This is a genomic window from Planomonospora parontospora, assembly GCA_014647935.1.
In the GTDB taxonomy this organism is placed as follows: Bacteria; Actinomycetota; Actinomycetes; order Streptosporangiales; family Streptosporangiaceae; genus Planomonospora; species Planomonospora parontospora.
In genome coordinates this window covers 435,745-448,623 of sequence record BMQD01000002.1, presented here as the reverse complement: position 1 = coordinate 448,623, position 12,879 = coordinate 435,745, and the positions used below count along the sequence as shown (strand labels likewise).

The 12,879-nt window shown below is 73.9% G+C and carries 11 protein-coding genes and 1 pseudogene; 5 read left to right on the top strand and 7 right to left on the bottom strand.

What is annotated here, in order from left to right:
• Window positions 1-45: 45 nt before the first annotated feature.
• Window positions 46-1,329, bottom strand: coding sequence for an L-lysine 6-transaminase (gene lat, locus IEZ07_RS05110; protein WP_191893699.1), 1,284 nt, complete (start codon window positions 1,327-1,329; stop codon window positions 46-48).
• 214 nt (window positions 1,330-1,543) lie between these two features.
• On the opposite strand from lat, the gene IEZ07_RS05105 reads away from it, so the two are divergent.
• Window positions 1,544-2,743, top strand: a complete 1,200-nt coding sequence (locus tag IEZ07_RS05105) for a M20 metallopeptidase family protein (RefSeq protein ID WP_191893698.1) — start codon at window positions 1,544-1,546, stop codon at window positions 2,741-2,743.
• Between the two features lie 119 nt (window positions 2,744-2,862).
• On the opposite strand, the gene IEZ07_RS05100 is transcribed toward IEZ07_RS05105, so the two are convergent.
• A complete protein-coding gene (locus tag IEZ07_RS05100) occupies window positions 2,863-3,243 on the bottom strand; it encodes a PPOX class F420-dependent oxidoreductase (protein WP_191893697.1) in 381 nt (126 codons plus the stop codon).
• Window positions 3,244-3,589: 346 nt separating this feature from the next.
• Between IEZ07_RS05100 and IEZ07_RS05095 the strand changes: the two genes are divergently transcribed.
• Window positions 3,590-4,282 (top strand): sensor histidine kinase, encoded by a 693-nt coding sequence (locus IEZ07_RS05095; protein ID WP_191893696.1) that lies wholly within the window; start codon window positions 3,590-3,592, stop codon window positions 4,280-4,282.
• A complete protein-coding gene (locus IEZ07_RS05090) occupies window positions 4,282-4,824 on the top strand; it encodes a sensor histidine kinase (RefSeq protein ID WP_191893695.1) in 543 nt (180 codons plus the stop codon). The genes IEZ07_RS05095 and IEZ07_RS05090 overlap by 1 nt, the downstream gene beginning before the upstream one ends.
• On the opposite strand, the gene trhA is transcribed toward IEZ07_RS05090, so the two are convergent.
• Entirely contained in the window at window positions 4,809-5,483 is a 675-nt protein-coding gene (gene trhA, locus IEZ07_RS05085; RefSeq protein WP_191893694.1) for a PAQR family membrane homeostasis protein TrhA, read from the bottom strand. The genes IEZ07_RS05090 and trhA overlap by 16 nt on opposite strands.
• 60 nt (window positions 5,484-5,543) lie before the next feature.
• The gene (locus IEZ07_RS05080; RefSeq protein ID WP_191893693.1) at window positions 5,544-7,133 is read right to left on the bottom strand and encodes a penicillin-binding transpeptidase domain-containing protein; all 1,590 of its coding nucleotides are present in this window, start codon (window positions 7,131-7,133) and stop codon (window positions 5,544-5,546) included.
• A 59-nt stretch (window positions 7,134-7,192) separates the two neighbouring features.
• Here IEZ07_RS05080 and IEZ07_RS35455 point away from each other — a divergent pair, with 59 nt between their 5' ends.
• Entirely contained in the window at window positions 7,193-8,041 is an 849-nt protein-coding gene (locus IEZ07_RS35455) for a spermidine synthase (protein WP_239319385.1), read from the top strand.
• Window positions 8,042-8,170: 129 nt separating this feature from the next.
• Here IEZ07_RS35455 and IEZ07_RS35450 read toward each other — a convergent pair.
• Window positions 8,171-9,163 (bottom strand): annotated as a pseudogene (locus IEZ07_RS35450) (sensor histidine kinase); the annotation flags it as partial.
• Between the two features lie 928 nt (window positions 9,164-10,091).
• Here IEZ07_RS35450 and IEZ07_RS05070 point away from each other — a divergent pair.
• Entirely contained in the window at window positions 10,092-11,525 is a 1,434-nt protein-coding gene (locus IEZ07_RS05070) for a serine hydrolase (RefSeq protein WP_191893691.1), read from the top strand.
• Window positions 11,526-11,681: 156 nt separating this feature from the next.
• Here the strand turns inward: IEZ07_RS05070 and IEZ07_RS05065 are convergent, their stop codons facing one another.
• Window positions 11,682-12,257, bottom strand: a complete 576-nt coding sequence (locus IEZ07_RS05065; RefSeq protein ID WP_191893690.1) for a superoxide dismutase family protein — start codon at window positions 12,255-12,257, stop codon at window positions 11,682-11,684.
• A 186-nt stretch (window positions 12,258-12,443) separates the two neighbouring features.
• Window positions 12,444-12,737, bottom strand: a complete 294-nt coding sequence (locus IEZ07_RS05060) for a 4a-hydroxytetrahydrobiopterin dehydratase (RefSeq protein ID WP_068903344.1) — start codon at window positions 12,735-12,737, stop codon at window positions 12,444-12,446.
• Between the last annotated feature and the right edge of the window lie 142 nt (window positions 12,738-12,879).

The following is a 12,879-nucleotide window of genomic DNA, read 5'->3' as shown; positions in this document are numbered from 1 at the left end:
CCCGGGTGGAGGGCGGGGGCCGTACCGACGGGCCGAGGCGGGCGGCTAGCGGACCGGGTCCAGGACCCGGGCGATGGCGGCCGCGCCCTCCTGGAGTTCCTCCCTGGTCACCGAGAGGGCGGGGCGGAGCCGTACCGACCGCTCGCCGCAGGGCAGCACGAGCACCCCCTCGTCCTCCCGCAGACGGGCCACCGCCCGGTCCCGGTCCGCTCCCGAGGGCAGGTCGAAGGCGCACATCAGGCCCCGTCCCCGGGCGTTCCCGACCCGCTCGGGGAACTTCGCCTGGATCTTCAGGAGCATCGCCAGGAGTTCCTCTCCCAGCTCTCCGGCGCGCGGGATCAGGCCGTCACGCTCGACGATCTCCAGGATGCGGCGGGAGCGGACCATGTCCACCAGCCCGCCGCCCCAGGTGGAGTTGATCCGGCCGCTGACCCGGAACACGTTGTCCGGCACGAGGTCCACCCTGCGGCCCGCCATCACCCCTCCGACCTGGACCTTCTTGGCGAAGGCGACCACGTCGGGGCGCAGGCCGAGCTGCTGGTAGGCCCAGGGGGTGCCGGTGGTGCCGCCCCCGGTCTGCACCTCGTCCAGGACGAACAGCGCGTCGTGGGCGTGGCAGAGCCGTTCCATCGCCTGGAGGAACTCGGCGCGCATGTGGTTGTCGCCGCCCTCGCCCTGGATCGGCTCGGCGATGAAGCAGGCGATGTCGTGCGGGTGCCGTTCGAACGCGGCCCGAGCCTGTGCCAGCGCCCGCTCCTCGGCGGCCTCGACGTCGCCGAAGTGAACGGCGGGCACGTCGATGCGGGGCCAGCCGAACGTCGGGAACCGGTCGGTCTTGACCGGGTCGGTGTTGGTCAGCGAGAGGGTGTAGCCGCTGCGGCCGTGGAAGGCCCGGGTGAGGTGGAGCACCTTCGTGCCGAGTCCGGCGGGCCGGCCGTTCGCCTCGTTGTGCCGCGACTTCCAGTCGAAGGCGCACTTCAGCGCGTTCTCCACGGCCAGCGCGCCGCCCTCGACGAAGAACAGGTGGGGTAGTTCGGGGTCGCCGAGCACGCGGGTGAAGGTCTCGGCGAAGTCGGCGAGGTGGGCGGTGTAGAGGTCGGAGTTGGCGGGTTTGTTCGCGGCGACCCGGCCGAGCAGCGCGAGGAACTCCGGATCGTCGCCGAACGGGTTCACGCCGAGCGGCGCGGACGCGAAGAAGGTGTAGAAGTCCAGGTAGGAGCGGCCGGTCCGGGCGTCGACGAGCCGGGATCCGCGGCTCCGTTCGAGATCGAGAACCAGCCGGTAGCCGTCCACGAGCAGGTGGCGAGCGAGGCGGCCGTGCACGTCCATGTCCCCTCCACGGTGAGCTGGACAGATGATTCCCCCGCATTGATCCTCTTACTTGAAGATATTACGTAATATCCCCGATATTTGTGAAGATTATGCGGTGACCGTCAGGTGACACCGGCGACCTCCGCGACCCCGGCGGGGAGGACCTCACCTCCGCCCGGGGCGCCGGGTTATGGTTCCCTCGGAGAGCCCGTCCGTCCAGGAGGAGTGCCCGGTGTCCCTTCGCGAATCCGCCGTCGACATGCGGGACGAACTGGTCCGTCTCCGCCACGCCCTGCACCGGGAGCCCGAGCTCGGCCTCGACCTGCCCCGGACCCAGGAGAAGGTGCTGACCGCGCTGTCGGGCCTCCCCCTGGAGGTACGGCTCGGCGAGGGGCTGAGCTCGGTCACCGCGGTCCTCCGGGGCGACCGGCCCGGCCCCACCGTGCTGCTCCGCGGCGACATGGACGCCCTGCCGGTCTCCGAGCGCGGCGGCGCGGAGGAGGTCTCCCGGCTGGACGGGCGGATGCACGCCTGCGGCCACGACCTGCACACCACCATGCTCGCCGGGGCCGCCCACCTGCTCTCGGCCCGGCGCGACCGGCTCGCCGGGAACGTGGTCTTCATGTTCCAGCCGGGCGAGGAGGGGCACCGGGGCGCGAAGATCATGATCGATGAGGGCGTGCTCGACGCGTCCGGCGAGTGGCCGGTCGCCGCCTACGCCCTGCACGTGATCAGCTCGGTGCTCCCGAACGGCCTCTTCCTCACCAGGACCGGACCGATCATGGCGGCCGCCGACCGGCTCGTCGTGACCGTGCGCGGCGCCGGAGGGCACGGCTCGGCGCCGCACCTGGCCAAGGACCCGATTCCCGCCGCGTGCGAGATGGTCCTGGCGCTCCAGTCGATGGTGACGCGGGGCTTCGACGTGTTCGACCCGGTGGTGGTCACCGTCGGCTCCTTCCACGCGGGCACGGTCGACAACGTGATCCCCGAGGAGGCCAGGTTCGAGGCGACGATCCGGTCGTTCTCCGCCGCCTCCCACGAGCGGGTCCGGGAGCGGGCGGTCGCCCTCGTCGGAGGCATCGCCGCGGCGCACGGGCTCGAGGTGGAGACCGACTTCGAGATGGGCTACCCGGTCACGGTCAACGACGGCGCCGAGGCCGACTTCGTCGGCGAGACCGTCCGCGAGGTCTACGGCGAGGAGCGGTTCATCCGGGCGCCGCAGCCGTTCACCGGCGCGGAGGACTTCTCCTACGTGTGCGACCGGGTCCCGTCGGCGTTCGTGGCCCTCGGCGCGTGCCCGCCCGGCCTCGACCCGCGCAGGGCCGCCTACAACCACTCCCCCGAGGCCCGCTTCGACGACGGGGTCCTGACCGACGGCGCCGCCCTCTACGCCGAGCTCGCCTCCCGCCGCCTCGGCCTGGCCGCGGGCTGACCACCTCCGGAGGACCTGCCGGGACGTCCGGACCCGCCGCCGGAGGACCTGCCGGGCCCGGAAGGCCTCCCTCCGCTCCGGAACGCGGCAGGCCGGACACGGAGCCGGACGGGCGCGGCTCAGCCGGCGGGGGTGATGCGGATGCCCACGGTGCCCGCGCTCCCCCTGCGGAGCCTGCTGCCGAGGATGACCAGCCGGGCCTGCAGACCGTACTTCCGCGTCAGCAGACCTCGCACCCGCTCGGTCTCCTCGGCGGACATGATCTCCGCCCGGCCCCCGACCTCTTCGCCCCGCGCGTTCCCCCGCACGTCGCACGCCCTGACCGCGACCTCCGGGTTGTTGCGGATCCGCTTGACCTTGCCCGCCGAGACCGGCGTCCAGATCACCAGGGCCTCACCGTCGGGAGCCGCCCAGACCGGCGTGGCGACCGCCGCGCCGTTCCTGCGGTAGGTCGTCACGGAGACGTACGGCTCGGCGGCCAGCTCCCGGATGCTCGTCATGGCCGGAATCCTAGGCCGCGGCGGCGCCGTACCGCCCCGCGGACACGCCCCGGCCGACTGGAGGTCCTCCGTACGGCGGGGCTGATCGACTGCGAGCGGCGCGGCACCCGGGTCCACTACTGGATCGTCCCCGAGACGGTGAACCGGCTCGGCGCCCTGTTCGGACCGCAGGCCGAGCCCGCGCACGTCGAGACGGCGTTCCCCGCCGGTAGACCCGGTGCGACCTGGGCATGGACAGGTGGGTACGGATGCTCGGGCACGGATGAGCGCCGACGAGCACGGATCAGCGCGACTCGGAACGGACGACCTCGAAGCGAGTCGCCGGAAGACTTTGGACGCGTTGCGGATGCCGGAGACACCGATACCGGCCGACGAGGCCGAGCGGCTGCGGGAGATGGACGACCTGCAGGTGCTGAACCCCGCCCTCGAACCCGAACTCCAGGCCATCGCCACGCTGGCCGCGCGCATCTGCGGGGTCCCCATCGCGCTGGTGAACCTGGTGGGCGGGGAGTGGCAGTACTTCAAGGGCCGTGCGGGCATCACGCTGAGCGGCGTGGGCCGTGACAGCGGATTCTGCCCGTACACCGTCTTCGAACGCGAGCTGCTGGAGGTGACCGACGCGCTGACCGACCCGCGCTTCCAGGAGGACCCCCTGGTCGTCGGCGAGCCGCACGTGCGCTACTACGTCGGCGTGCCGATGCTCAGCAGCCGGGGCCACGTTCTCGGCACCGTCTGCCTGTTCGACCACCGGCCGCGCCGGTTGACGCCCGAGCAGCACCAGGTCCTGCGCGTCCTGGCGGCCAACGCCACCATGCTGCTGGAGTTGCGGAGCCGCGCCCGGGAGTCCGAGCGGGTCACCCGGAGCCTGCGCGAGGTGCAGGAACTCAAGGCGCAGTTCCTGCGCACGATCAACCACGAGCTGCGCACCCCGATGACCTCGATCCGCAGCTACCTGCACCTGCTGGAGGAGGACGACGGACTGGACGAGCTCACCCGGGACAGGTCCTGCAGGTCGTCGAGCGCAACACCACGCACCTGATGGACCTGCTGGACGAGTTGCTGCTGCTGGCCAGCCTCAACGCCGGGACCGCCGCGTTCACCCCTGCGCGCGCGGACCTGGCCGACATCGCCCGGCGCGCGGTCGACGCCGTCTCCCGGGAGGCCGAGGACAGGGAGCACTCCCTGCGCCTGCACGCTCCCGCCGGGGCGCAGGTGCGGGTCGACGCCGGACGCCTGGAGCACGCCCTGCGGCACGTGCTGAGCAACGCGATCAAGTTCACCCCGCCCGGCGGCTCCATCGACGTCGCCGTCAGCCGCGACCCCGTGCCCACACTGGAGATCCGCGACACCGGGATCGCCGTCGGGGTGGAGGACCTGGAGTACGTCTTCGAGGACTTCTACCGCGCCTCGAACGCCGAGGAGCAGGCCATCGCCGGTCTGGGCATCGGCCTGTCCATCACCTCGAAGATCGTCCGGTGGCACGGGGGCGTCGCGCGGATGGAGAACGAGGAGCACGGAGGCATCCACGTCACCCTCACCCTTCCCGTCCCCGCACCTCGCACGGCTCAGGACGCTCCGTAGACCACCAGGGAGACCGCGATGTACTGCACCAGGTAGGCGGCGAGGGTGAAGGCGTGGAAGACCTCGTGGAACCCGAACCAGCGGGGCGAGGGGTCGGGGCGGCGCAGGCCGTACACGACGCCGCCGGCGGTGTAGAGGACTCCGCCGACGAAGATCAGCGCCACCGCGGCCACGCCCGCGCCCTCCGCGAGCTGGGGCAGCACGAAGACGGCCGTCCAGCCGAGGGCGATGTAGAGGGCCGTGGACAGCCAGCGGGGCGCGTGGGTCCACAGCACCCGGAACAGCACGCCCGCGATCGCGCCGGCCCAGACCACGGACAGGACCACCACGCGGGCGGAGCCGTCCAGCGCGAGCAGCGCGAACGGGGTGTAGGTGCCCGCGATGATCAGATAGATGTTGGCGTGGTCGAGCCTGCGCAGCACCTCTTCCAGGCGCGGTGAGAGCGTGCCGCGGTGGTACGTCGCCGAGATGCCGAACAGCAGGCCCGAGGTGATCGCGTAGATCACGGCGGCGAGCCGCGCCTGCAGGGTCGGCCCCAGTGCCACCAGGACGAAACCGGCGACGAGCGTGACGGGCAGCGCCCCGGCGTGCAGCCATCCGCGGAGCCTCGGCTTGATCGACTCCGGGAGCGACGTCTTCTCAGAAGCGGTCGTGGTCATGAACCTACGGTATCGTAACTTACGCCTACGTAGGTTGTGATCCGCCCTACATCTCCTCCCCTACAGGGCCCGTAGGAAACGGGCCGCGACGGGCAGGGCCGTCCCCGCCCCGCTCCCGCCGTTCTCCACGAACACCGCGAAGGCCACCCCGTCCCGGTAGCCGACGAACCAGGCGTGCTCCCCGGTGGCCGCCTCGGCGGTGCCCGTCTTGCCCGCCGTGCCCTCCGGCAACGGCACGCCCGAGGCGCTCCCCTCCGTCACCGCCGCCCGCATCATCGTGCGCAGTCCCTCGGCGACGCCCGGCGGGAGCGGGCGGTCCTCCTCCTCGCCCCGCCGCCGCGTCATGGTCGGGGAGTGCCAGTGCCCGCTCTCCACCGCGGCGGCGGCCAGTGCCATGCAGAGCGGGCTGGCCTCCACCGAGTTCTGCCCGAAGGAGTCGGCGGCCAGCTCGTCGCCTGTCGTGTGCGCCCGGATCGAGCCGCACCGGCCCGGGACCCCGGGAAGGGGCCGGTTGAACCCGAACAGCTCGGCGGCCCGCACCAGGCCGCCGTCCTGCAGGCCGGTCACCGCCCGCTCGGCGAAGGCGGTGTTGCAGGAGACGGCGAAGGCGCGGATCAGCGTGGTCTCGCCGAGCGCGGTGACGGACGAGGCGTTGCGGAACGGGTACCCGCCCGGGGGCGAGTAGGAGTCCGGGCAGGACACCGGCGAGTCCGGGGTGAGCCCGGCCGACAGCAGCGCCGCGCCGGTGACCACCTTGAACGTCGAGCCCGGCGGATACAGGCCGAAGAACGCCTTCCGGCCGCCCAGCCGGTCGGCGACCGCGAGGACCTCGCCGGTGCCGGACGCGACCGCGACGATCGCGGCGGGACGGCCGACGCCGTCCAGCGCCCGGGCCGCCGCCGCCTGGACCCGGCGGGAGAACGTGGTGCGCACGTCCTCGGCGGGCGGCGGCTCGGACCCCAGGAGCCGCCGGACACCGCCGCCGGGCTCCACCGCCTCCAGCACGAGACCCGCGGCCTCCCCGTCCTCCGCGTCCTCCCCGTCCTCCCCGTCCTCCGCGGCCTCTCCGGCGGCCTCGCCGAGGAGGCCCTCCCGCAGCTCCGCGAGGTAGTCCTCCGCCCCGCTGTCGCGCGGGAAGCGGGCGCCCGAGGAGGTCACCAGCCGGGCCTGCGGCGCCGGGATCTCCCTGATCCGCACCCGCCCGCCGCCGGCGAGCGCCGGGTGGAGGGTCTCCGGCGCCCAGGCCACCTTCCACTCCCCGTCCTCGCGGGCGAGCCTCAGCGTCGAGGCGAACGGCCACTCGCCGAGGTCCTCGACCTCGCGGACCCCCTCGAACGGCAGCTCGGCCGCCCGGTCGCCCCGGAGCCTGATCGCCCCCGGGGTGACGGTCAGCGACTCGACGCCCAGTTCCTCGGCGAAGGCCCGGTGCCGCTCGACGAGGTCCGCCGGGGCGCCGCCCGCGAGCCGTTCCATCGCGGCCAGGTCGCCGCCCTCCCAGGCCGCCAGATAGGCCCTGGCCACCTCCTCCGCGCTCGCCGGGCGCCGCTCCTGGCTCCCGGCGGACGGCAGGGGCCGCGTGAGCGCGTAGACACCCCCGCAGATGATGACGAGCACGACGGTGACGAGAGCGAGGAGCGGCCGGGTGCGCATACGGTTTCTCCCAGAAGAGTCTCCACCCGGTGTATATCAGAGGAAAGAGGATCAAAGGGATGTCCAGGCGGGAAGCACAGGGGCCGATGCCGGGCCGTTACCCGGTGACCTTCGGGGAGGTCGACCTGCTGCGCGACCTCGACAGGCCCTCGGGCTGGGTCGTCTCCTCCGGCGGTGTCCCCCAGTCCTACGTCGACCTGGACGACCCCACCTACCTCGATTTCGAGTACGTCCAGCTGATGGCCCTGGTGATCGACCTGCTGGACGAGGGGCCGCTGGACGCCGTGCACGTCGGCGGCTGCGCCTGCACCCTGCCCCGCTACGTCGCGGCGACCCGCCCGGGATCCCGGCAGCTCGTAGCCGAGCCCGACGGCGGCCTGGTCCAGCTCGTCCGCGACCAGCTCCGCCTGAAGTCCGTGCCCCGGCTCAAGGTGAAGATCCTCGACGGCCGCAGCGCCACCGCCGGGCTCGCCGACGGCTCGGCCGACCTGCTCGTGCTGGACGCCTTCAGCGGCGCCATGATGCCGCTCGACCTGGCCACCTCCGAGTACATGGGCGAGGTGGCCCGCGTGCTGCGCCCGTCCGGGACGCTGCTGGTCAACATCGCCGACGGCAAGGGACTGGCCTTCGCCCGGCGGGTGCTCGCGACGATCGGCGGGACCTTCCGCCACGTGGCGATGCTGGCCGAGCCCGGCGTGCTGCGCGGCCGCCGGTTCGGCAACCTCATCGCCGCCGCCTCACCCGCCGCCCTCCCCCTGGCCGGGCTGACCCGCCGGGCCGCGGGCGGCCTCACCCAGGCCCGCTGCCTGCACGGGGAGGAGCTGACCCGCTTCGTCGCCGGGGCCCCGCCGCTGAACGACGGCGACCCGGTGGTCGTCCCCGTCCCCCCGCCCGCCGTCTTCGGCTGACGACGGCCCGAGCCTGTCCCCGCGCCTGTCCCCGGGTCCGAGCGCGGGCCCCGCCCCGGACCCGGACCCAGGTCCGGACCCGAACTCAGGCACAGAACGGTACACCGGCACCGGCACCGGCACCGGCACCCAGGCTCGCACCCGGGTGCCCTCCCCCGGCGCACTGGACACCTCCAGGCTCCCGCCGAGCGCCCGCAGCCGGTCGGCCAGCGGCCCGAGCCCCCGCCGGCCGGTCACCGCCGGGTCGAAGCCCCTCCCGTCGTCGGCCACCACGGCCTGGAGCCGCCCCGCGGCGTGCGCCAGCCGTACCTCGATCCGGGTGGCGTCGGCGTGCTTGAGCGCGTTGGCCACCGCCTCGCTCACCGTGAAGTACATCGCGCCCTCGACCTGGTCGGGGAAGCGCCGGGCCCGCAGTTCGGGGGCGGCGGTCACGGTGGTCGCCACCGGCAGGCGCGAGCAGCGCTCCTCGACCGCCTCGGCCAGCCCGCCCTGGCTCAGCGCGGACGGGTGGATGCCCGCCGCCAGCTCCCGCAGGTCGGCGAGGGCCTGGCGCGCCTGCTCCCGCAGCAGCGCCAGCAGCTCGGGTTCCCCTCCGGTGGCCCTGGCCAGCTCCAGGCCCGCGATGAGCGCGACGAGCTGCTGCTGCGCGCCGTCGTGGATGTCCCGTTCGATCCGCCGCCGCCCCGCCTCCTCGGCGTCGACCAGCCGGGCGGCCAGCGCCGCGCTCCGGATCGCCAGCCCGACCGGTACGGCCAGCGCCCCCAGCAGCCGCCGGTCCTCGGCCGTGACGGGCCCGGCGGTCTTCGGTCCGCAGGCGATGTGCCCCAGCCCGGCCGGCACGGTGAGCACCGCCTCGCCGTCCTCCTCCCCCGCGACCACCCGCGTGCCGTCGGCCAGCGCGACGGCCGCCCACCGGACCTCCAGCCCGGCCCGTACGGCTCCCGCCAGCCGTTCGAGCTGCTCGACCGGGTCGGCGTCCTCCAGCCCCGGGCCGATCTCGGTCAGCAGCTCGTCCACCGTGGGCCGCAGGTCGAAGACGAGAAAGAGCCGCGACCCCCGGATCCCCACCCGGACGTCGAGCAGGTTGTGCCGGAACACCGCCGCCGCGATCACGGCGGGCATGGCGGCCATGATGGTGAGGGCGCCGAACCAGCCCGCGGCCTCCTGGCCCTTCTCGGCGAAGACCCCCGTCAGGACGTACCCGCCGAGGTTGGCGACCGTCCCGGCGATCATCCAGCGCAGCGGGCGGCGCTCGGCCGCCGGGCTCCGCAGGCAGCGCAGGACGAGCGAGGCCAGCACCGCGAGCGCGGCCAGGAAGGTCGCCAGCTGCCCCAGCCCGCCCGCGGCCCCTGCGACCAGGCCGGCCGTCCCGCCGAGGTCGAACGGGTTGCCCCCGGAGAAGAAGGACACGTAGACCTCGTCCGGGCTCAGCAGGATGCCCAGCCAGTAGACGGCGATCACCGCCGCGGCGATCCGGGCACCCGCCCGCCAGCGCCGCGAGGGCAGCCGCCCGTCGGGGAAGAGCAGCGGGATGAAGACCCAGCTCAGACCGTAGAAGAGGGGGAAGAACGAGAGCATCAGGACGCCGGCGGCGGCCGCCGGTCCCGGGCCTCCGCGCAGCAGGAGGCCGTATCCGGACGCCCCGAGCCCCAGGCAGCCGGCGGTGGCCAGCAGCAGCCAGCCGTACACGTTGTCCGGGCGGCGCCGCGCGATGAGCAGGCCGAGGGCGGGCAGCGACAGGCACGCCGCGATGAACACCCACTGGGTGAACGGGACGGGCAGGCCGGTCTCCATGACCGCGCCCGCGACGATCCCGGCCGAGGCTGCGCCGGCCGCCGCGCCGGACAGCAGACGGGCCCTGGTGGATGCCATGGAACGCAGCGTGGCCCTCCACCGGGCCCGCCGTCCATGAGGTTGTCCGCACACCGGGTGCAGTTTGCCGCACCCCGGAGGACGGGGGACTGCCGGGTACTGCGCCGCCGCGCCGCTCCCTAGGTTCGGACCGAGGCCGCCGGAGGGGCGGCCGGAACCACGACGACGAGGAGTCCCCATGCGACCGCTGTCCCGACCGACCCGCCTCCTGGCGGCGGCCCTGGCCGCCGCGGCCGTCCCGGTGATCGCGCTCACCGGCGGGCAGGCGGCGCAGGCCGCGCCGGTCGCGCAGGCCGCTCAGGTCACTCACGACGCTCAGACCATCCAGTTCACTCATGTCGCTCAGATCACCGCCTCCGCGGTCACCGCCGCCCCGGAGATCCCCGACAGCCCGGCCGGCCGGCAGCTCCGCTGGTTCCTGGGCGCGCCGGACCGGGCGCCGCTCTCCGGGAGCGAGCTGGCCGGGCACGTCGAGGCCGCCTTCCTGGCGGAGCTGACCGTCGAGAAGTTCAACGCCTTCCTCGCGGACGTGCGCGGGCTCACGCTGGAGAAGCTCACCGAGGTCACGCCCACCGCGCTGACCGGGACGGGGAGGATCGGCAAGGAGGAGGTCACGCTCCAGCTCCGGGTGAACGCGCAGGGGAAGATCGACAGGCTCGGGGTGGGGGCCCCGCAGCCGCCGATCCCGGCCGCCCCGAAGAGCTGGGCCGAGCTCGACGCCCGGCTGCGCAAGGCCGCCCCCGAGGTGGGCTTCCTCGCCGCGGAGATCGACTCCCGGGGCCGGTGCCGGACCGTGCACGGCCTGGCCGCGGGCAAGGCCCGGCCGCTGGGCTCGATCTTCAAGCTCTACGTGCTCGGCGCGGTGGCCGAGAAGATCAGGGACGGGAAGCTGAGCTGGGACACCGAGCTCACCATCAGGCCGGAGTGGAAGAGCCCGAGCGAGGGCGGCCTGTTCGAGCGGCCGGACAACAGCACCGTCACGGTCCGCGAGGCGGCCGAGCTGATGATCTCGATCAGCGACAACACCGCCACCGACATGCTCATCCACACCGCCGGCCGCAAGGCCGTCGAGGCCAAGGTGCGCCAGTGGTCCGACCACCCGAAGGGCAACATCCCCTTCCTGACCACCAAGGAGTCGTTCCTGCTCAAGGGCGTCGACTACCCGAAGCACGCCAGGGCCTACCTCGCGCGGGACGCCCAGGGCAGGCGCGCGTACCTGGAGAACGTCGTCGCCGGGCTGAAGCTCACCGACATCAAGGTGTGGACCGCGCCCCGCGAGACCCACACGCTGGAGTGGTTCGGCTCGCCGAAGGACGTGTGCCGTGCCTTCAGCGGGCTGGCGAAGCTGTACAGCGAGCCGCTGCACGGGGCGCTCTCGGCCAGCGACATCGGGATCGGGCTGGACCCCGCGAAGTGGCCCGTCGTCTGGGCCAAGGGCGGCTCCGAGCTCGGTGTGTTCGACCTGGCCTACGCCGCCCGCACGGCCGCCGGGCGGACCTACGTCGTCGTCCCGCTGGCGAACGACCGCAGGAAGCCGCTCGACGAGGCCAAGGTCGCCCCCGAGCTCATCTCGCTCAGCCGCGGCGCGTTCGCGCTGCTCGCCAGGGGCTGACCCGGACGGCGGGCACCGGTGGCACCGGTTCGTGCCCTCCCCCGAGGAAGGCGCGAACCGGTGCCCGTCCCGGTGCGCCGCCCGGCGCCGCGCCGGCGCCCGTCCCGGCTCGCGGCGAGCGTGACGCGGTCGGCCCGGGGTCCGGCGGAGCCCGTCTCAGCTCGCCGCGAGCGTGACGCAGGCGACCCGGGGCCCGGCGGAGCCCGCGTCGGCCCCGGCCGTCCTGGTCGGCTCGGCGTGGACGACCAGCGAGCGGGGTGGCCGGCCCGGGGCGAACGCCCAGTCCTGCTTCGCCGTCGCGCTGGCCGCGCCCCGCCGGTCGGTGGTGAAGTCGAGCCAGACCTCGCTGGCGGCGCTGGCGTGGGAGTGGTGGCCGTCGCGGTAGTGCGGCCCGGCGTCGTCGGGGTCGGCGCCGCACGGGTTCACGTGCAGGTGCACGCCGTACGTCCGGCCGGGCAGGAAGCCGCGGACCTCGACCTTCGCCGTGGACAGCACCGCCCCGGACTCCGCCGTCACGCGGGCCCACGCCCCCGGCGGCACCAGCGCCCTGTCGTAGGCGATCGCGGTGGCCCGCGGGGCGGGCGCGCCGAACGTGCCGCCACCGGAGAGCACGGTCCCCCCCGGGGTCACGTCGTGCACGGCCGGCCGGGCCCTGCCCTCCGGGCCACTCTGCCCGCCGCACGCCGCGGCCAGCAGGGTGACGGCGGTGAGAATCCACGGCAGGCGGCGCATCGGCATCTCCTCGGCCCGGCGGGAAGGACGCCCCACTCTAACGAGTGACCGTCCGGGCACGCAGGGTGTTCGCCTGATGGAGCTCCCACTCCTCTCCCGGCGCGCCCACGCCGTACGGCGGGCCCGCATCGCACGGCGGGCACCGCAGCACGGGAGGAGCGGACGGCCGGGAGGGCCGAACGGCCGTCAGGCCCCGTGGGCGGCGGCGATCCCGTCGATGCGGGCGGCCAGCGCGAAGTCGTTCTCGGTCAGGCCGCCGGCGTCATGAGTGGTCAGGGCCAGGTGCAGGGTGCGCCAGCGGATGTCGATGTCGGGGTGGTGGTTCATCTTCTCGGCCTCGACCGCGATCTCGTCGACGATGCGGATCGCGGTTGGGAAGTCGGGGGCGGTCACCTTCCGGCGGATCTCGTCGCCCTCGCGCCGCCACTCGGGCACCTCGGCCAGCCGCCGCTGCACGGCGGAGTCGTCAAGCAGGTCCATCGCCCCAGGAGATCACATCGGAGGCGGGACGCCGAATCACGCCACGCCCGTTCCCAGGCCCAGAAGGCCGTCGCGTCGCGGGCGCGTCTTCCGCATGACGGAGTAAGTTGCGGTTTGCCCCTTATTACCGCAAAGCCGTACG